This is a genomic window from Alistipes sp. An31A (assembly GCF_002159425.1).
Lineage (GTDB): Bacteria > Bacteroidota > Bacteroidia > Bacteroidales > Rikenellaceae > Alistipes > Alistipes excrementigallinarum.
Map to the genome: position 1 here is coordinate 327750 of NZ_NFIO01000002.1, position 19590 is coordinate 347339.

The 19590-nt window shown below is 63.1% G+C and carries 21 protein-coding genes; 12 read left to right on the forward strand and 9 right to left on the reverse strand.

What is annotated here, in order from left to right:
- The first annotated feature begins 169 nt into the window (after nt 1-169).
- The 12 genes from B5F90_RS03325 (at nt 170) to B5F90_RS03380 (ending at nt 12707) form a co-directional block, all read left to right on the forward strand.
- Entirely contained in the window at nt 170-712 is a 543-nt protein-coding gene (locus tag B5F90_RS03325; protein WP_087361140.1) for a 30S ribosomal protein S16, read from the forward strand.
- 139 nt (nt 713-851) lie between these two features.
- Nucleotides 852-1373 carry a 16S rRNA processing protein RimM gene (locus B5F90_RS03330; protein ID WP_199792064.1) on the forward strand — a complete coding sequence of 174 codons (522 nt, stop codon included), beginning with the start codon at nt 852-854 and terminating at the stop codon, nt 1371-1373.
- 126 nt (nt 1374-1499) lie between these two features.
- Entirely contained in the window at nt 1500-2489 is a 990-nt protein-coding gene (locus tag B5F90_RS03335; protein WP_087361143.1) for a hypothetical protein, read from the forward strand.
- A complete protein-coding gene (gene mnmA, locus B5F90_RS03340) occupies nt 2486-3691 on the forward strand; it encodes a tRNA 2-thiouridine(34) synthase MnmA (protein ID WP_087361145.1) in 1206 nt (401 codons plus the stop codon). The genes B5F90_RS03335 and mnmA overlap by 4 nt, the downstream gene beginning before the upstream one ends.
- Before the next feature lie 40 nt (nt 3692-3731).
- Nucleotides 3732-4694, forward strand: a complete 963-nt coding sequence (locus B5F90_RS03345) for a GSCFA domain-containing protein (protein ID WP_087361147.1) — start codon at nt 3732-3734, stop codon at nt 4692-4694.
- A 40-nt stretch (nt 4695-4734) separates the two neighbouring features.
- On the forward strand, nt 4735-6306 hold the full coding sequence (locus tag B5F90_RS03350) for an alkaline phosphatase family protein (RefSeq protein WP_087361149.1): 1572 nt from the start codon (nt 4735-4737) through the stop codon (nt 6304-6306).
- Nucleotides 6307-6323: 17 nt separating this feature from the next.
- The gene (locus B5F90_RS03355; protein ID WP_087361292.1) at nt 6324-6767 is read left to right on the forward strand and encodes a SufE family protein; all 444 of its coding nucleotides are present in this window, start codon (nt 6324-6326) and stop codon (nt 6765-6767) included.
- A 30-nt stretch (nt 6768-6797) separates the two neighbouring features.
- Nucleotides 6798-7118 carry an iron-sulfur cluster assembly protein gene (locus tag B5F90_RS03360; protein WP_087361151.1) on the forward strand — a complete coding sequence of 107 codons (321 nt, stop codon included), beginning with the start codon at nt 6798-6800 and terminating at the stop codon, nt 7116-7118.
- 3 nt (nt 7119-7121) lie between these two features.
- A complete protein-coding gene (locus tag B5F90_RS03365) occupies nt 7122-8084 on the forward strand; it encodes a DUF2851 family protein (protein WP_087361152.1) in 963 nt (320 codons plus the stop codon).
- Nucleotides 8085-8097: 13 nt separating this feature from the next.
- A complete protein-coding gene (locus tag B5F90_RS03370; RefSeq protein ID WP_087361154.1) occupies nt 8098-8925 on the forward strand; it encodes a hypothetical protein in 828 nt (275 codons plus the stop codon).
- Between the two features lie 191 nt (nt 8926-9116).
- The gene (gene ppdK / locus B5F90_RS03375; protein WP_087361156.1) at nt 9117-11846 is read left to right on the forward strand and encodes a pyruvate, phosphate dikinase; all 2730 of its coding nucleotides are present in this window, start codon (nt 9117-9119) and stop codon (nt 11844-11846) included.
- A gap of 399 nt (nt 11847-12245) precedes the next feature.
- Nucleotides 12246-12707: an outer membrane beta-barrel protein gene (locus B5F90_RS03380; protein WP_087361158.1), complete on the forward strand. Its 462-nt coding sequence runs from the start codon at nt 12246-12248 to the stop codon at nt 12705-12707.
- A gap of 343 nt (nt 12708-13050) precedes the next feature.
- On the opposite strand, the gene B5F90_RS03385 is transcribed toward B5F90_RS03380, so the two are convergent.
- The 9 genes from B5F90_RS03385 to fabF form a co-directional block, all read right to left on the reverse strand.
- Complete coding sequence (locus B5F90_RS03385; protein WP_239307733.1) at nt 13051-13584, reverse strand: hypothetical protein; 534 nt, start codon at nt 13582-13584, stop codon at nt 13051-13053.
- A complete protein-coding gene (locus tag B5F90_RS03390; RefSeq protein ID WP_087361160.1) occupies nt 13577-13879 on the reverse strand; it encodes a TRL-like family protein in 303 nt (100 codons plus the stop codon). Before B5F90_RS03390 ends, B5F90_RS03385 begins: the two co-directional genes overlap by 8 nt.
- Before the next feature lie 3 nt (nt 13880-13882).
- Nucleotides 13883-14428 (reverse strand): peptide deformylase, encoded by a 546-nt coding sequence (gene def, locus B5F90_RS03395; RefSeq protein WP_087361162.1) that lies wholly within the window; start codon nt 14426-14428, stop codon nt 13883-13885.
- Nucleotides 14425-14838: a Holliday junction resolvase RuvX gene (ruvX, locus tag B5F90_RS03400; protein WP_087361164.1), complete on the reverse strand. Its 414-nt coding sequence runs from the start codon at nt 14836-14838 to the stop codon at nt 14425-14427. The genes def and ruvX overlap by 4 nt, the downstream gene beginning before the upstream one ends.
- Nucleotides 14839-14844: 6 nt before the next feature.
- The gene (locus tag B5F90_RS10965; protein WP_158699680.1) at nt 14845-14982 is read right to left on the reverse strand and encodes a hypothetical protein; all 138 of its coding nucleotides are present in this window, start codon (nt 14980-14982) and stop codon (nt 14845-14847) included.
- Between the two features lie 3 nt (nt 14983-14985).
- On the reverse strand, nt 14986-16530 hold the full coding sequence (locus B5F90_RS03405) for a glycine--tRNA ligase (RefSeq protein WP_087361166.1): 1545 nt from the start codon (nt 16528-16530) through the stop codon (nt 14986-14988).
- A 351-nt stretch (nt 16531-16881) separates the two neighbouring features.
- A complete protein-coding gene (gene radC / locus B5F90_RS03410) occupies nt 16882-17517 on the reverse strand; it encodes a DNA repair protein RadC (protein ID WP_087361296.1) in 636 nt (211 codons plus the stop codon).
- Between the two features lie 8 nt (nt 17518-17525).
- On the reverse strand, nt 17526-18299 hold the full coding sequence (rnc, locus tag B5F90_RS03415; RefSeq protein WP_199792065.1) for a ribonuclease III: 774 nt from the start codon (nt 18297-18299) through the stop codon (nt 17526-17528).
- A 19-nt stretch (nt 18300-18318) separates the two neighbouring features.
- A complete protein-coding gene (gene fabF, locus B5F90_RS03420) occupies nt 18319-19566 on the reverse strand; it encodes a beta-ketoacyl-ACP synthase II (RefSeq protein ID WP_087361168.1) in 1248 nt (415 codons plus the stop codon).
- Between the last annotated feature and the right edge of the window lie 24 nt (nt 19567-19590).

The following is a 19590-nucleotide window of genomic DNA, read 5'->3' on the forward strand; positions in this document are numbered from 1 at the left end:
GTAAACATTTTTTTTCATTTCAACAACTATCCTGTCATTTTACCGTAAAGATGAAAGAAAAATAGGGGTTTTTGAGCGAATAATTTTGCTGCGCGGAATTTTTTACCTACATTTGCACGCTAAAAAGCCCAAAGTGGGTGAGCGTTTCATTAATTTAATTTTATAGCAAATGGCTGTTAAAATTCGTCTGGCACGCCATGGCAAGAAGGGTTTCGCCTTCTACCACATCGTTGCCGCAGATAGCAGAGCGCCGCGTGACGGTAAATTCATCGAGAAGCTGGGTACCTACAACCCCAACACGAATCCTGCTACGATTGACCTGAACTTCGAGAAAGCTCTGGGTTGGTTACTCAAAGGCGCACAACCTACGGATACTTGTCGGGCAATTCTCTCGTACAAGGGCGTAATGTACAAGAAGCACCTGCTGGGCGGTGTCGCCAAGGGCGCTTTCACCGAGGCTGAGGCCGAGGCTCGTTTCAACAAGTGGCTTGAGGCCAAGGCCGGCAAGATTGAGGCCAAGAGCAACAAGCTCGCATCGGATGCCAAGTCGGCCCAGAAGGCCCGTCTGGCTGCCGAGACCAAGGTGAACGAGGAGCGCGCAAAGGCAATCGCCGAGAAGAAGGCTGCTGCCGAAGCCGCCGCCAAGGAGGCTGCCGAGGCTGCTGCTGCCGAGGCTCCCGCAGAGGGCGCCGAAGCTCCCGCAGAGGCCTAAAGGAGCAGGTTCTCTCTTTCGAAACGCCCGGTAACTCTCTTCGGAGACTTATCGGGTTTTTCGTTTCCGGCCGAGAGGGTCCCGCGCGGCACGCCGGGACTGACGGCCCCCTTCCTCACTCCAAAAACAGACAATCGACATGCTTGTTCCCGCCGGCAGAATCAACAAACTCTTCGGCTCCGAGGGCGGATTGATGCTCTCGCTCTATGCCGACTTTCCGGAGGAGTTCTCCCCGCAGACTACCCCACTCTTCGTCGAAATCGATGCACTCGACGTACCGCTCTGGTGCGACCGCTTCGAGCGGCGCGGCATCTCGGGCGCCGTCGCCACGTTCGCCGACTTCGACACGGAGCGCCGCGCATCGGAGCTCGTCGGCCGCGAGTTCCGCATCGAGAGCGGCGAGCGGGAGGACGACGAGTTCTACCTCGAAGACCTCATCGGCTTCCGCGTCGAGGGCATCGAGACGCGCCACGAGGCCGAGCCGCTCCACTTCGAAGGAAGGCTGACCGACTACTACGACAGCGAGGCCAACCCGCTCTTCGAACTGGAGACGGGCGGACGGCGCCTGCTGGTCCCCGCCGTCGAGGAGTTCATCGCCCACATCGACTTCGAGCGGCGGTGCGTGAAGCTCGTGCTGCCAGAGGGGATGACCGACCTCTGAAGCGCGGGCGACGGGGTCGGAAGACGCAGTGCGGGGCAGACGGCCGGGGCCGTCCGCCCCGCCTGCGTTTCGGGGTGTTGAATATTTTTCGTAAATTCGCCGCAAGGATTTCCAAAACAGCTCCGCATGAAACGATACCTCCTTCTGCTTGCATCCGCCCTGCTGCTGGGCAGCTGCTCTACGCCCGAGCCCGAGGGCGAGGCGCTCATCGTCGAACGCATCCGCATGGTGCAGCAGCTGCGCGCCGAGGCGGGCCGCAGCTGGCCCGCGCTGCTCCGTCCCGAATACGACGTGCCGCTGCTCTACTACACCGATTCGGTCTGCTACGCGGTGAACCCGACGCAGCACTTCCTCGAGCGGATGGCGTGCCGGCCGATGCACGAGGAGAAGGGGTTGAACATCCGCAAGTGCGCCCGCCCCGATTCGCTCCCCTTCCACATGCAGGCGATTATGTCGTTCGACGATTCGACCCGCTTCGACTACCGCTCGCCCGTCCTGCTCTGCAGCTCGCCCGAGACCACGGCGCAGTTCGTCACAGGGACCGACTCCGACGAGGCGTGGGCCCTCATGGCGCTCCACGAATACACCCACGGCTTCCAGCTGCTGCACCCCGCTTTCCTGGCCGAGTTCGAGCAATACTGCCTCACCTTCCCGCAGGGCCCCTTCCGCCGGCTCTACCAGGGCGTGGACTGGCAGCGCCGCCTCATCGACCGTGAGAACGAGGCGCTCAAGGGAGCGCTGGCAGCCGCCGACGTTGCGCAGCGCGACTCCTGCATCCGCCTCTTCCTCGACACGCGTGCCGACCGCCGCGCCCGCATGCTCCACTACAACGGCGAAGTGATGACCTCGGCCGAACGGCTCTACGAAATGATGGAGGGTTCGGCCCGCTACGTCGAGGCCCAGACGGGGCTCCGCCTGGGCATCTACGACATGCAGAAGGACACCTGGCTGTACGACCCCGCGCGCACGCCCTACTATTATTATGCTACGGGCTACAACCTCATGCGGGTGCTCATGCTGCTCGGGGCCGACACCTCGCGCCTCTTCACCGAACCGGGGCTCGGACTGGGCGAGCTGCTGGCCGAAACCTTCGAAAAACAAACGCAGAAGCAATGAAACGGGTAGTCATCGGACTCTCGGGCGGCGTCGATTCGTCGGTGGCCGCCTACCTGCTCAAGCAGCAGGGATACGACGTGGTGGGGCTCTTCATGATTAACTGGCACGACACCACGGGAACGCTCGAGGGCGACTGCCCGTGGCACGACGACCGCCTCTTCGCCGAGCTGGTCGCACGCCGGCTCGACATTCCGCTCCACATCACGGACCTTTCGGCCGAGTACCGCCGCCGCGTGGTCGACTACATGTTCGCGGAGTACGAACGGGGACGCACGCCCAATCCCGACGTGCTCTGCAACCGCGAAATCAAGTTCGACGTCTTCATGAAGGAGGCCTTCCGCCTGGGGGCCGACTACGTCGCCACGGGCCACTACTGCCGCAAGGCGGAGGAGCTGCGGCCGGACGGCGGCACGACGTGGCGGCTGCTTGCGGGCAGCGACCCGGGCAAGGACCAGAGCTACTTCCTCTGCCAGCTCTCGCAGGAGCAGCTGCGCCCGGCGCTCTTCCCCGTGGGCGGGCTGCTCAAGTCCGAGGTGCGGCGCATCGCCGCCGAGCAGGGGCTCGCCACCGCCAAGCGCAAGGATTCGCAGGGCATCTGCTTCGTGGGCAAGGTCGACCTGCCGCTCTTCCTCCAGCAGAAGCTGGCCGCACGGCGGGGCAACGTCCACGAGATTCTCGCCACGTGGCCCAAATATGCGCAGCAGCCGCCAATGCCCGAACCCGACTGCGAACCCACGACCGCGCAGTTGGCCGCACTGGCCGAGCCGTGGCACTACACCGTGCGCGACGGCAAGAAAATCGGCGAGCACAACGGCGCCCACTTCTACACAATTGGCCAGCGCAAGGGGCTCGGCATCGGCGGCCGCCGCGAGTCGCTCTTCATCCTGGCCACCGACGTGGAGCAGAACGTCATCTATGTCGGCGAGGGCGACGCCCACCCGGGCCTCTACCGTCGTGCGCTGCGCATCCGTCCCGAGGAGATGCACTGGGTCAACCCCACGCGGGAGCTCGCACCAGGCGGCAGCGGCCGCTTCCAGGTGCGGATACGCTACCGCCAGCCGTTGCAGCAGGCCACCCTCTACGTGCGCGACGAAGGGGGCTTCATCCTCTTCGACGAGCCGCAGCGGGGCATCACCCCCGGGCAGTTCGCCGCCTGGTACGACGGCGAGGAGCTCGTCGGCTCGGGCGTCATCGACCGTTAGGAGCCCCCGGACCGCGCACTCCTCAAAAAGCAACCGCCGCATGAAGTTCCGCACCGAAATAGAGCCCTTCACCCTCGGCACCGACATCGACTACCGAAGCCGGCTGCTGGCCCTCGGTTCGTGCTTTGCCGAGCACATTGCGGCGCGGCTCTCCCGCGCCCGGTTCCGCATCGAGGCCAACCCGACGGGCATCCTCTTCAACCCCGCCTCCATCGTCCGGACGCTCGAGCGCCTGTGGCACGCCGAGCCGGTCCGCCGCGAGGAGCTGCACCGCTCGCGCGAGGGGGTGTGGTTCCACTACGACTTCCACGGCTCGCTCTCGCGCACGGAGGCCGACGAGGCCCTCAACGCCATGAACGAGGCGGTGCGACGCGGCGCCGAAGCGCTGCACGGGGCCGACACGCTGCTGCTCACCTTCGGCACGGCGTGGGTCTACGACCACGAGGGGCGGCCGGTGGCCAACTGTCACCGCCAGCCCGCCGCGGAGTTTCACCGCCGCCGGATGACGGTCGAGGAGATTGTCGCCCCGCTTGCGCGGCTGCTCGAGGGGGAGCTTGCGGCAAAGCGCCTCATCGTGAGCGTGAGCCCCGTGCGCCACGCGGGCGACGGGCTGGTGGAGAATTCGCTCAGCAAGGCGACGCTGCGGCTGGCCGCCGCAGCGCTCGAGGAGCGCTTTGCGGAGCGAGTCCGCTACTTCCCCGCCTACGAGATGCTCGTCGACGACCTGCGCGACTACCGCTTCTACGCCGAGGACCTGGTCCACCCCTCGCCGCAGGCCGTCGAATATGTCTGGGAGCACTTCACGCAGGCGGCCCTCTCGGAGCGGGCCCGGAGGCTGCTGCCCGAGGTCGAGCGGATTGTCCGCGCCTCGGAGCACCGCATGCAGCACCCCCGCAGCGAGGCGTGCCGCGCCTTCTGCCGGCAGCAACTCGCCGCCATCGAGGCGCTCCCCGAGGTCGATTTCACCGCCGAACGGGCATATTTCTCACGCTTTTTGAAATAAAAAACGTAAATTTGCCGTTCGGTTTCCACCTCATTACGCAATGAAACGACTCATCATCCTGCTCGCCGCATCGCTCCTGACCGCCACGCAGCTCCACGCGGCCGCACGCCCCCGTCTGATTGTCCAGATTGTCGTGGGCTCGATGCGCGCCGAGGAGCTCGACCGCTACGCCGCCAACTTCTGCAACGACGGCTTCCTGCGCCTGCGCCGCGGAGGCACCGAATACCTCGACAGCCGCTACGAATACCAGCAGACGACGACCCCCGTCTCGCTCGCCACGCTCACCACGGGGGCCATGCCCTCGACGCACGGCGTCATCGGGACCCGCTGGCAGAACTATACCGAGAACCGCACGGTACGCCTGCTCGACGGACGGCAGGGGTGCGGCCCCTACAACCTCATCGCCCCGACGCTGGCCCAGACCATGGAGCAGCAGCTCGAGGGGAGCCGCCAGGTATCCATCGCCGCCGAGGCCACGTCGGCCGTCGTGATGGCGGGCAAGGGGGGCGAGGCCTTCTGGCTCGACTCGCTCTCCTGCGGCTGGAGTTCGTCGACCTACTACGAACCCATCCTCCCGGCATGGATTGAGCGCAGCAACCGCGAAGGGTTCAACCGCTCCTACCTCGACGCCACGTGGCGCACGCTTCTCTCGCCCGACGACTACGTCAACACGCGCAGCTTCGACATCGAACTGTCGGGTGCTCAGCGCGGCAAGGAGCGCATCCGCAGGGCGGGCCAGGGCCCCGAGCTGCGCACCGACCTCGACCGCATGCTCTACTCGCCGGCGGGCAACACCGCCGTGCTGGGCTTCGCCAAGCAGGCCATCGCCCAGTTCCGCCTCGGCGCCGACGAGACACCCGACCTGCTGAACATCTGCCTCGACGCATCGCGCCGCATCACCGAGGCCTACGGCCCCGAATCCATCGAGGCCGAGGACATGTACTACCGGCTGGACCGCGACCTGGCCGACTTCCTGACCTTCCTCTTCGCCCAGGTCAAGGATGGCAACGTCACGGTGGTCCTCACCTCGGACCACGGAACGAGTCCCTCGTACGACGCAGGTCCGGAGCCGCTCGAGCGCTTCAACACGCGGCAGTTCGAGGTCATCGTCAACAGCTTCCTCAATGCCCGCTACGGTTCGGGCGACTGGCTGCTCGCCTACGAGGACCAGTGCATCTATCTGAACCACAACCTCGTCTACGAACGGGGGCTCAACCTCTCCGAGGTGCAGAACGAGGTGGCCATCTTCGCCATGCAGTTCCGCGGCGTGTCGCACGCCCTCTCGGCCACCGCCATGCGGACGAGCTACTTCGGCAGCGGCTATGCGCAGCGCATGCAGAACAGCTTCTACCCCCGCCGCTCGGGCGACGTCATCCTCAACCTGATGCCCGGATGGATTGAGGAGCGCGACCGCTGCCGCTCGGCCTCGGGTTCGATGTACGGCTACGACACCCACGTGCCGCTGCTCTTCTACGGAACGGGCGCCGGGATGATGCGCATAAAGCGCCGCGTCGACATGACCTGCGTGGCGCCGACGCTGGCCCGGTTGTTGGAAATTACGGAACCGGCCGCCTCCGAGGGCGGAATCCTTCCGGAAATCGTCGATTTGTAAATCTACCGTTTATGACCATGGACAAGATACAGGAGGAAATCATCGAGGAGTTCGCCGTATTCGACGACTGGCTCGACAAGTACGATTACCTGATTTCGCTGAGCGATTCGCTTCCGGCCATCGCTCCCGAACACCGCACCGACCAGTACCTGATTCAGGGGTGCCAGTCGCGCGTGTGGATTGACGCCCGCTACGAGGGGGGCAAGGTGTGGTTCACGGCCGACAGCGACGCCATCATCACCAAGGGCATCATCGCGCTGCTCATCCGCGTGCTCAACGGCCGCACGCCCCGCGAAATCCTCGACACGGAGCTCTACTTCATCGACGCCATCGGACTGAGCGCCAACCTCTCGCCCACCCGCTCGAACGGACTGCTGGCGATGGTCAAGCAGATGCGGCTCTACGCGCTGGCCTTCGACGCCCGCGAACACGAACAGCACCGGGAGCCCGATGCGCGGTAGTTTTTTCCTCATCAAATTCGCACATACGTCATGACACCCGAAGAGATTCTCAAGGTTGAAAAGGAAATCGTCCTTACGCTCAAGAACATATACGACCCCGAAATCCCGGTGAACATCTACGACCTGGGACTGGTCTACGAAATCGACTACACGCCCGACGGCGTGGCCAACATCCGCATGACGCTCACGGCGCCCAACTGCCCGATGGCCGACATGCTCGTCGAGGATGTCAACATCCAGGTGGGCAAGGTGCCGGGGGTGAAGTCGGTGAACGTGATTCTGACGTTCGACCCCGTCTGGGACAAGAGCATGATGTCCGAGGAGGCGCTGCTCGAACTCAACATGCTCTGAGCCATGGCACGCACCGAGCGTGAAGAGCGTATGCTCAACCGGCTGCAGGCCGGGGCACGCAACCTGAGCTGCGGAGTACATCTGGAGGCCCTCTCGCCGCTGCAGCGCAACGAACTCTACACGACGCTGCTCTTCGACCGTCTGCAGCGCAAGATGCGCACCGTGACGGAGCTGTGGGAGGAGGCGACCCGCAACTGGAATCAGACCTTCTACCTGATGTACTTCCGCACGCTGGGCGACCGGACCAACCAGGCTGTCTACCTCGAACTCGCCCGCCGGGTCCCCTACCGCATCGTGCTGCGCGAGCGGCTGGCGCCCCACGCCGTCGAGGCGATGCTGCTGGGCTGCTCGGGGCTGCTCGACCTCTACCGCGACGACAGCTATACGCTCGACCTGCGCCGCTCGTTCGAATATCTGGCGGCCAAATACTCGCTTGAACGGCTCGACGCCCAGGCATGGGAGCTGGCCGGCATCCGTCCGGCGAACCACCCCGTGCTGCGGCTGGCCCAGGCGGCCGAGTTCTTCACGCAGGACGAATTCATCATGCAGCGCGCCATGGAGTGCTGCAACGAAAACGACGTGCGGCGGCTCTTCCGCGTCGAGGCGTCGGAATACTGGCGCACACACTACATCCCCGGCGCCGCCAGCCTCGATACGCCCAAGCGGCTGGGCAACTTCAAGGCCAACATCATCGGCATCAATCTGGTCGCCGTGCTGCAATACGCCTACGGCAGCTACACGGGACACGAGGCGCTGCGCGACCGCTCGCTCACGCTGCTCGAACGGCTCGAGGCGGAGGACAACCGCTACATCCGCGCCTGGCTCAACAGCTGCACGCCGGCACCCGCCAACGCCTTCGAGACGCAGGCGCTGCTGCAGCTGGCCACCGAATACTGCGCCGAACGCCGCTGCACAGAGTGTCCGCTGGGCCGCCGGCTGCTGCAACGCGCTGCCGAAACACACTGATACACACCCCCGCATGAAACGTCTGCCCGGCTGCCTGCTCCTTCTGCTGCTTGCCCTCTGCGTCGCGACCGCCCGGGCACAGCGGCAACCGGCGCTGGGTATCGCCTTCTACGACCTCGACGGACTCTACGACACCATCCCCGCACTCTTCTACGACGACTCGGACCATACGCCCCGGGGCCGGCTGGCCTGGGACTCGGAGCGCTACCGCCGCAAGATAGCCCATACGGCCGCCGTCATCGACTCGATGGGGCTGCCCCTCGTGGCGCTCTACGGCGTGGAGAACGAGGCGGTCGTGCGCGACCTTTCGGCCGCCTGCCGGGGCGACTACAGCTATCTGCACAGCACGATGAACGCCTTCGACGGTCTGGACTTCGCGCTGCTCTACTACGGTGACCTCTTCCGTCCGCTCGATGTGGAGCAGGGGCGCGACTACCTCTGCATCGAGGGCGTCCTGCGCAGCGACACCCTCGCCCTGGTGCTGAGCTGCGACTACCGGATGGCCCGCTGGGCGGTACGGGAGCTGCGGCACGACCGGCCGGGGCTGCGGCTGCTCGTGGCCGGACGGACACCCCACCGCGACGCCGCACGGCTGGGTCTCGGCGACCCGCTGCGCCGCGCCGAACGCGCCGGACGCGGCAACGTGCGCTACCCCAACGGCAGCTGGCACATGCGCGACCGCATCCTCGCCGACACGACGTTCGAGGTCTGCGGCGCGGACGTCTACGCCCGCCCCTTCCTCTTCGACGAGCGGGGCATCGGGCCGCTTCCCACCTACCGGCGGGAGAAGTACCTCGGAGGTTTCGGTTTTTCCCTGCCAATTTTCATTTATATCCGCTGAGCAGTTGGAGAAATCGAAATAATTCACTATATTCGCGCTTCCGAAGCGAAAGTTGGAGAGAGAATTGCGGCGTGTGATACATGACCGCAATTTTTCGGCTATGGGTATTCCCCGAAACGAAAATTTTTATTAACTTTACGAGAAGGAACAAAATTTCAAAACTAATCATATTTCAAAACAACACTACTACTATGGCAGACGTTAAACGTGTCTATACCTTCGGCAACAAGGAGGCCGAAGGAAACGGCAAAATGCGCGAACTGCTCGGCGGCAAGGGTGCCAACCTCGCCGAGATGAACCTCATTGGCATTCCCGTTCCTCCCGGATTCACCATCACCACGGAGGTCTGCACCGAATACTACGCCCACGGCAAGCAGGCGGTCATCGACCTGCTGCGTCCCGACGTGGAGAAGGCCATCCAGAACATCGAGCGGCTGACCGACCGCAAGTTCGGCGACAAGGACAAACCGCTGCTCGTATCGGTACGCTCGGGCGCACGCGCCTCGATGCCCGGCATGATGGACACGATTCTCAACCTCGGCATGAACGACCAGGCCGTCGAGGCCGTCTCGAAGCTCTCGGGCAACCCCCGCTTCGCATGGGACTCCTACCGCCGCTTCGTCCAGATGTACGGCGACGTGGTGCTGGGCATGAAGCCCGCATCGAAGGAGGACCACGACCCCTTCGAGGAGATTATCGACGCCAAGAAGAAGCAGCGCGGCGTGAAGAACGACACCGAGCTGACGACCGACGACCTGAAGGAGCTGGTCAAGGAGTTCAAGGCCGCCGTCAAGAAGCAGACCGGCGAGCACTTCCCGACCAATCCGTGGGACCAGCTCTGGGGAGCCATCTGCGCCGTCTTCGGCTCGTGGATGAACGAGCGCGCCATCCTCTACCGCAAGCTCAACAACATCCCCGCCGAGTGGGGTACGGCCGTATCGGTACAGGCCATGGTATTCGGCAACATGGGCAACAACTCGGCTACGGGCGTGGCCTTCTCGCGCGACGCCGCAACGGGTGAGAACATCTTCAACGGCGAGTACCTCATCAACGCCCAGGGCGAGGATGTGGTGGCCGGCATCCGCACCCCGCAGCAGATTACCATCGAGGGTTCGAAGCGCTGGGCCAAGGCTCAGAACATCTCCGAGGAGGAGCGCAAGAGCAAGTATCCTTCGCTCGAGGAGGTGATGCCCGACGTATACAAGGAGCTCAACGAAATCCAGCACCACCTGGAGCAGTACTTCACCGACATGCAGGACATCGAGTTCACGATTCAGGACGGCAAGCTCTGGATGCTGCAGTGCCGCAACGGCAAGCGCACGGGTGCCGCCATGGTGAAGATTGCCATGGACATGCTGCGCGAGGGGCTCATCGACGAGAAGACCGCCGTGCTGCGCTGCGAGCCCGCAAAGCTCGACGAGCTGCTCCACCCGGTATTCGACAAGACGGCCATCGCTTCGGCGCAGGTCATCACCAAGGGTCTGCCCGCATCGCCCGGCGCCGCCACGGGTCCCGTGGTCTTCTTCGCCGAGGATGCCGAGAAGATTTTCGCCAAGACGGGCCAGAAGGCCGTGCTCGTACGCATCGAGACCTCGCCCGAGGACCTCAAGGGCATGCTCGACGCCGCAGGTATCCTGACGGCACGCGGCGGCATGACCTCGCACGCCGCCGTCGTTGCCCGCGGTATGGGCAAGTGCTGCGTGTCGGGTGCCGGCGAGCTGCAGATTGACTACAAGGCCCGCACCATCCAGGTCAACGGCTTCACCGTCAAGGAGGGCGACTGGATTTCGCTCAACGGCTCGACGGGCGAGGTATACCTGGGCCAGGTTGCCACGAAGGCCGCCGACCTGAGCGGCGACTTCGGCAAACTGATGGAGCTGGCTTCGAAATACGCCGTGCTGAAGGTGCGCGCCAACGCCGACACGCCGAAGGATGCCGCCCAGGCATTCGAGTTCGGCGCCGAGGGCATCGGCCTCTGCCGCACGGAGCACATGTTCTTCGAGGGCGACCGCATCAAGGCCATCCGCGAGATGATTCTGGCCGACGACGAGGCCGGCCGCCGCGTGGCGCTCTCCAAGCTGCTGCCCATGCAGCGCGGTGACTTCGAGGGGCTGTTCAAGGTCATGAAGGGATATCCCGTGACGGTCCGCCTGCTCGACCCCCCTCTGCACGAGTTCGTGCCCCACGATGAGAAGGGCCAGCGCGAGATGGCCGAGGAGATGGGCGTATCGCTCAAGAAGATTGTCGACAAGGTGGAGTCGCTGGCCGAGTTCAACCCGATGCTGGGACACCGCGGCTGCCGTCTGGGCAACACCTATCCCGAAATCACCGAGATGCAGACCCGTGCCATCATCGAGGCTGCGATGAACGTCCGCGCGATGGGTATTCCGGTACACGTCGAGATTATGGTTCCGCTGGTGGGCAACCACAAGGAGCTCCGCTACCAGAAGAACATCATCGACAAGACGGCCGAGCAGGTATTCTCGGAGCGCAACGACCGCATCGAGTACATGGTCGGTACGATGATTGAGGTGCCGCGCGCCGCCGTGACGGCCAACCAGATTGCCGAGGTTGCCGAGTTCTTCTCGTTCGGTACGAACGACCTGACGCAGATGACGCTCGGATTCTCGCGCGACGATATCGGCAAGTTCCTGCCCATCTACCTCGAGAAGGGCATCCTGAAGAACGACCCGTTCCAGATTCTGGACCGCAACGGCGTGGGCCAGCTCATCCGCGAGGCCGTCTTCAAGGGCCGCGGCACGCGTCAGAACCTCAAGTGCGGTATCTGCGGCGAGCATGGCGGCGAGCCCTCGTCGGTGGAGTTCTGCCACTATGCCGGTCTGAACTACGTCAGCTGCTCGCCCTTCCGCGTGCCCATCGCACGTCTGGCCGCAGCCCACGCAGCGCTCAACGAAAAGTAACATCCGCGCCGAGGGGGGGGGGCAACGCGAATGCCTCCGCCCGGCCGACAACCGAAAAGCCCCTGCATCCTTCGATGCGGGGGCTTTTTTGCATGCGCTCCTCCCCGCGACCGCGGATGAGGCCGCAGATGGGGCCGCGGCGGGTAACGTGCACTCCGACAGGGGAGACGGGAAAACCGACAGCCGTCACCGGGCCCCGTCTGCAAGGAAGAGGCCGCCGCGTTTCCCGTTCGGCACGCTTCGTGCGGGGATACACCCGGGCGAGGTACAGCTCCGGGGCCGATGGAGCGAATCACCGGTTGGTCGGGAAAAAAGAGCTGTTCGTTGAAATTTTTTGGCCCGAGGAGAGAATATCGTTATATTTGAACTGGCAAGCAATACAAAAAAAGCATCACAACCATGAAAAAAATCATTCTTGCTATCGCCATCGTGCTGTGCTCGACCTCGATAGCGTCGGCACAGGATGCCGGGAAGTGGGCCATTGTCCCCAAAATGAGCATCTACACGAACGTCGGCGACGCCGTAGTCGGTCTGGGCGCATCGGGCCGCTACAGCATTACGGACAACTGGCGCATCGAGCCCGCCATTGCGGCGCTGCTCCACCGCGACTGTTCGATTGACGTCAGCTGCGACGCACAATACCTCTTCCACATCGGCGACGCCTGGGCCATCTACCCCTCGGTCGGCCTCACGACCAACGACATCGGCAAGTGGGCCGTCGGTCTGAATGTGGGAGGCGGCTTCGACTTCCGCGTCGCCAACAACTGGGACATCACGGCCGGGCTCAAATGGCAGCCCATGTTCGACGACCGACGTACCAATCCGGTTGTCATCATGGTAGGCGGCGCCTACCGATTCTGAGAAACCGGGACCCGGTCTCCGGATACAAAAAAGGCTCTTCTGCACAGCAGAAGAGCCTCTATTTTGGTCTGTCCGGTTCCGGACGATGAGATGAGCCTTGTAAAGGTCCGATGCGCCGGAAGAGGCGGAATTACAACCGAAAGGCAAGAGCACATTCAGTCTTGCTTGCTCCCTGAGCCGAATGGCTATCCCGGGTCGCACCGAAGACCGGCACCGCTCCTCCCCCGGTTCCACCCGGGTTCTGGTTCGCCCGGTTCTGGTTTGCCCAGTTCTGTTCGCCCCGGCCTCGGTTCGCCCGACCCCGTTTCGCCCCGGCTCCGCACTGCTCCGCGCCCCATATACCCTACTGAGCCTCGTTGCAGCGAATCATCTCGAAGATGCGGAAGCCGACCGGTGCGTAGCTCCGCCATGCGCGGCGCTTGACCCCGTACCTCAGGGCACGACCGCCCGAGTAGAGCGTCACGTCGGCCTCGGCTTCGGGGTCGAAGAAGCGGTAGAAGGGGGCCACATCCGTCGAGAGCGAGTAGCGATGGACCCACATGCGCCGCTCCGGCTCGATATAGAGCCGCTCAACCCGACCCGCAATCCGCGTCGTGCCCGAGCGGAAGCAGACCGAATCGGCCGGCAGGGGCTCGGCCATGCGGTAGGTGAAGTTGAGCGTCGCCCGGCCGTCGCGCCCCGTCTTGTAGGTGATGTCGAAGGTCAGGTCGCCCGACCCCTCCCGCTCGAAGAGCGTCACGGGGAAGGTGTGGTAGATGGTGCCGTCCGCCTCATGGCGCGCCACATAGCGGTCACGAATCTCCTGCGCCCGCAGCTGCTGCACCGAGCAGACAGCCGTCAGCAGCAGGACTGCCGTCAGCAGCGTACGCCTAATCACCGTAGACAATGACCGTGTAAATCGTATAGACGCCCACGTAGGACTTCGCCTGGTAGTCGACGTGGTGGATGCGCGTGATGCCGGCATCGCGCGCCGCCGTCTGGATGCTGGCATCGCCCAGCGCCACCAGACCCACGTATCCCTTCACCTCGGCCGTGCCGACCTTGCTCGAACCGGCATTGCCCGTAACGGCCAGACCGTCCTTCACATCGGTATAGATGCCGCCTACGACCGGCGACTTGACGCACCCGGCGCATGCCAGCGCCACGAATGCTGCAGCCAGAAACTTCTTCATCACTTACTTGGTTTTATAGGCGCAACGGTACTTGCCCTTGGCCAGATTCAACAGTTTTCCCTTGAGCAGCTGACGGCGCAGCGGCGAGACGCGGTCGGTGAAGACCGTTCCCTCGATGTGGTCGTACTCGTGCTGGATGACCCACGCCTTGAGCCCCGTGAACTCCTCGTCGTGCTCGACGAAGTCGGTATCGAGGTAGCGCATGCGAATCGAGAGCGAACGCGTCACGTCGGCGTAGAGCCCCGGGAAGGAGAGGCAGCCCTCGTTGTAGCTCTTCTTCTCGTCGGAGTATTCGTAGATTTCGGCATTGACGAAGGCCCGCCTGTAGTCGGCGCACGAGGGGTCCTCCTCGGCCCACGGCGTGCAGTCGACGATGAAGAAGCGGATGTCCTTGCCGATTTGCGGAGCGGCAAGGCCCACGCCGCCGGCCTCCTCGAGCGTGAGGAACATGTCCTTCTCGAGCTGCTTCACGTCGAGCGTTCCGGGCTCGAGCGGGGTGCAGTGCTTGCGCAGCACCTCGTCGCCATAGATAACAATCGGATAAATCATCGGTTGAATTCCATATAACTTTGCAAAATAATCGTGGCGGAGATTTTGTCCACCAGCGCCTTGTTGCGGCGCGCCATGCGGCCGATGCCGCTTTCGAGCATCGTGCGGTGCGCCATCACCGAGGTGAAGCGCTCGTCGTGGAAGCAGACCTCCTTGTCGGGATAGGCCCGGCGCAGACGGGCCGCCAGCGGCTCGACGTAGCGCCACGTCTCCGACGGCGTGCCGTCCATCTGCAGCGGCTTGCCCAGGACGATGGTCGAGACATCCTCACGCGCGAAGTAGTCGGCCAGCCACCGTTCGAGCTCCTTCGTCTCGACGGTCACCAGCCCCCCGGCGATGATGCGCAGCGGGTCGCTCACGGCTATTCCCGTGCGCCGCGTCCCGTAGTCTATGGCCATGATGCGTCCCATGCCTGCTCAGAGGTTAAGGTCCGACCCGGGATTGAGCCACCCCGCAGCGAGGAGCAGCCCGCCGAGGAGCATGCCCAGCAGGAAACAGACGAGCACCACGAGCCACAGGCGCCGACGCCGCTTTGCCGCGAGGTTTGCCTCCATCTGCTACAGGTTCTGCTTGCGGAAGAGCTTGCGGTAGGAGCACTCCTCCTCGACCATCTGGTGGAGCCGGTCGATGGCGATGCGCTCCTGCTGCATCGTATCGCGGTGACGGACCGTCACGGTGTTGTCCTCGAGCGTCTGACCGTCGACGGTGACGCAGAAGGGGGTGCCGATGGCATCCTGACGGCGGTAGCGCTTGCCGACCGAATCCTTCTCGTCGTAGACCACGTTGAAGTCGTACTTGAGCAGGTCGACAATCTTCTGAGCCACTTCGGGCATGCCGTCCTTCTTCACCAGCGGCAGGATGGCCACCTTGACGGGAGCCAGCGCGGCGGGCAGGCGCAGCACCACGCGCGAATCGCCGCCCTCGAGCTTCTCCTCGGTATAGGCGGCCGACATCACCTGCAGGAACATGCGGTCGACGCCAATCGAGGTCTCGACCACGTAGGGCACGTAGCTCTCGCCCGTCTCGGGGTCGAAGTACTGCATCTTCTTGCCCGAGAACTTCTGGTGGTTGCCCAGGTCGAAGTCCGTACGCGAGTGGATGCCCTCCACCTCCTTGAAGCCGAAGGGGAAGTTGTACTCGATATCGGTGGCCGCATTGGCGTAGTGGGCCAGCTTCTCATGGTCATGGAAGCGGTAGTTGTCGTCGCCGAAGCCCAGCGCGCGGTGCCATGCCATACGCGTGTTGCGCCACTCGTTCCACCACTGCATCTCGGTGCCGGGGCGTACGAAGAACTGCATCTCCATCTGCTCGAACTCGCGCATGCGGAAGATGAACTGACGGGCCACGATTTCGTTGCGGAAGGCCTTGCCAATCTGGGCAATGCCGAAGGGAATCTTCATGCGTCCGGTCTTCTGGACGTTGAGGAAGTTGACGAAGATGCCCTGTGCCGTCTCGGGACGCAGGTAGATGGTCGACGTGGCGTCCGACGTGGAGCCCATCTGCGTCGAGAACATCAGGTTGAACTGACGCACCTCGGTCCAGTTGCGGGTACCCGAGATGGGGCAGGCGATTTCGCAGTCGAGGATAATCTGGCGCATCTCCGCAAGGTCGTTGGCATTCTGCGCCGCAACGAAGCGGCGGTGAATCTCGTCGCGACGGGCCGCCGTCTCCGCCACGCGGGGCGACGTCTGGCGGTACTTCGCCTCGTCGAACGACTCGCCGAAGCGCTTGCGGGCCTTCTCGACCTCCTTCTCGATTTTCTCATCCTGCTTGGCCAGCCAATCCTCGATGAGCACGTCGGCGCGGTAGCGCTTCTTCGAGTCGCGGTTGTCGATGAGCGGGTCGTTGAAGGCGCTCAGGTGACCCGAAGCCTCCCACGTTTTGGGGTGCATAAAAATCGCCGCGTCGATGCCGACGATGTTCTCGTGGAGCTTGACCATCGAGTCCCACCAGTAGCGTTTGATATTGTTTTTCAGCTCGACGCCGTTCTGGCCGTAATCGTAGACAGCTCCCAGACCGTCGTAGATTTCGCTCGACGGAAATACGAATCCGTACTCCTTGCAGTGAGCGACCAGCTTCTTGAAAAGTTCCTCCTGAGTCATAGTATTTTGATTTTACCTGATTTCTGAACTACAAAAGTACAAAATTAACGAGAAACCGCACCCTCTGCGGCGATTAATTTGCGATTTTGCGAAAATGAGGCGGGCGCCAACGCTACGAACGGCAAAATTGAGGGGGGGGGATGGGTGGCCGGGACTGACAGGACCGTCGGAGCGGAGGGGCAATCATACGGTACAGGCAGGCCGTGCAGAGTGCTTGAGGTGCGAGGTGCGAGGTGCGGGGTGTGGGGTGCAAGGTGGGTGCGGGGGCAGGTTGTGCAGGGTACGCGGATGCGCGGATTATGCGGACGGTGCGGAGCGGCACGGCGCCGAAATGCGCCACGCGGAGCAGCCTCAGTGCAGCAGCCCCTCGCGCAGAAACGAGAAGTCCCCTTCGCGGGAGATAATCAGATGGTCCAACAGCCGGATGTCGAAGAGCGCCGCAGCCCGGGCAATCCGTTCGGTCAGCACCTTGTCCTGAGGGCTCGGCTCGGCGGCGCCCGACGGATGGTTGTGCACCATAATCAGCTGTGTTGCAAGCAGTTCAAGCGCACGTTTGATGATGAGCCGATGGTCGACCACCGTCCCCTGAACGCCTCCCTGGCTCACCCGCTGCCGCTCGACGATGCGGTTCGACGAGGTGAGGTAGAGCACCCAGCACTCCTCGTGGTCGAGCCGCTGCAACTTGGGGCGGAACAGATGCACCACGTCGTCGCTCGTGGCGATGACGTCAGCCTCGCCCGCACGGCTCTCGGCGACCCGGCGGCCGAACTCGGCGGCGGCCAGCAGCCGCAGCGCCCGGTTGCGTCCCAGACCGCCCACCATCCGCAGCCGCGCCGGCTCCTCGGCGGCGACCGAAGCCAGCGAACCGCCGCACGAACGCAGCACCGAGGCGGCCACGCCGGGCTCCTCGACCAGCAGCGTGAGCAGCTCCTCGTCGCTGAGCGAAGCGATGCCTCGCGAAAGCGCCTTGTCGTACAACGGTTGCATCATCGTATTCATTCCGAAAGTCGGTCCACCTTGTCCAGCAGCGAGGCGCAATCCTCGTCGCTGAGCGAACGCGACACCGAGAAGGCAGCATGCTGTTCGGCCTCCTTCTTCGATTCGCCGGCTCCGTGTCCCATCTCCATTCCGTCGATGAGCACCGTGGAGCAGAAGAGCGGACGGTTCGACGTATAGCCCTTGTCGTGACCCGTCTGGAAAAGGATTGTGTGGTGGTTCTTCTGGCACCACTCAATCAGCCGGCTCTTGAAGTCGGTCTCCGACTCGGTCAGCTGCTCGAGGTCCAGATGACGGTAGTATATCCGGTTGATGAGCAGCCGGTTGACGAAGTCGTACCCCTGGTCGAGGTAGACGGCCCCCATCATTGCCTCGAAGGCGTCGCCGTAGATATGCTTCTGCGCGAAGTTCCCGTTGCCGTTCGAAATCACGTGGCGGTCCAGCCCGATTTTGCCGGCGATGGCGTTGAGCGACTGCCGCGAGACAATCTTCGACCGCAGCTGGGTCATGAAGCCCTCGTCACGCTCCGGGAATTCGATGTAGAGGTAGTCCGACGTCACGGCCTCGATGACGGCATCGCCCAGAAATTCGAGCCGTTCGTTGTTGATGGCCGTACCGTTCTCCAAAACAAAAGAAGCTGACTTGTGTATCAAAGCCAGCTTGTAGAGTTCGATGTTATGCGGGATGAAGCCCAGCATATCATCGATGATTCGGTAGTACGCCTTGTCCCGTCCGAAGGTGCGCTTCAAAGGGCGAAGCAGAAAATCGAGCATCGCGCAGCGGGTTCGGGCGTTAGAGTTTGCGGAAGATGACCGTCGAGTTGTGGCCGCCGAAACCGAACGTGTTGCTCAGTGCGCACTTCACGTCGCGCTTCTGCGCCGTGCCGAGCGTGAGGTTCAGGCGGGGGTCAATCGCCGGGTCGAGGTTCTCGCAGTTGATGGTCGGGGGCACCACGCCGTGCGTGATGGCGAAGATGCAGGCCAGCGCCTCGACGGCACCGGCGGCACCCAGCAGGTGTCCCGTCATCGATTTGGTCGACGAAATGTTGACGTCGTAGACATGGTCGCCCAGAACCTCGGCCACGGCCTTCAGCTCCGGCAGGTCGCCCGCGGGGGTCGACGTTCCGTGTACGTTGACGTAATCAATCTCATCGGCCGTAATGCCGGCATCCTTCAGTGCATCGCGCATGGCCTTGATGGCTCCCTTTCCTTCGGGATGGGGCGCGGTGAAGTGATAGGCGTCGGCAGAGGCACCTCCACCGAGGATTTCGCAGTAGATTTTCGCACCGCGCGCCTTGGCATGTTCGTACTCCTCGAGAATCAGCGCTCCGGCACCCTCGCCCACCACGAAGCCGTCGCGGTCCTTGTCGAAGGGACGCGAGGCATGCTCGGGGTCGTCATTGCGCGTCGAAAGCGCCTGCATCGAGTTGAAACCGCCCACGCTGGGCTCGTTGACCGCAGCCTCGGAGCCGCCGGCAACCATGACGTCGGCCTTGCCGTAGCGGATGGCGTCGAAGGCGGCAATCATGCCGTGGTTGGAGGAGGCGCAGGCCGACACCGTGCAGTAGTTGGGTCCCATGAAGCCATACTTCATCGAGATGAAACCGGCGGCGATGTCGGCAATCATGCGGGGGATAAAGAACGGGCTAAACCGAGGGGTCATACCGCCCTCGGCATAGCCCAGACACTCATCGAAGAACGACTTGAGTCCTCCGATGCCCGAGCTCCAGATGACGCCCACCTGCTCCTTGTCCACGGTCTCCAGGTCGAGACCCGAGTCCTCGACGGCCTGGGCGGCCGACACAAGAGCATACTGCGTGAAGAGGTCGTACTTGCGGACCTCCTTGCGGTCGAAGAACTGGGACGGGTCGTAATTCTTTACTTCACAGGCAAACTTCGTCTTAAACTTTTCGGCGTTAAAGTGAGTAATCGGTGCGGCACCGCTCACGCCCTTTTCAAGGTTGGAAAAATACTCCTCAACATTATTACCGAGCGGGTTGATAGTACCGATGCCCGTAACAACTACTCTTCTTTCAGTCATAAATCTAAGTTTAAAGCTTCCGTG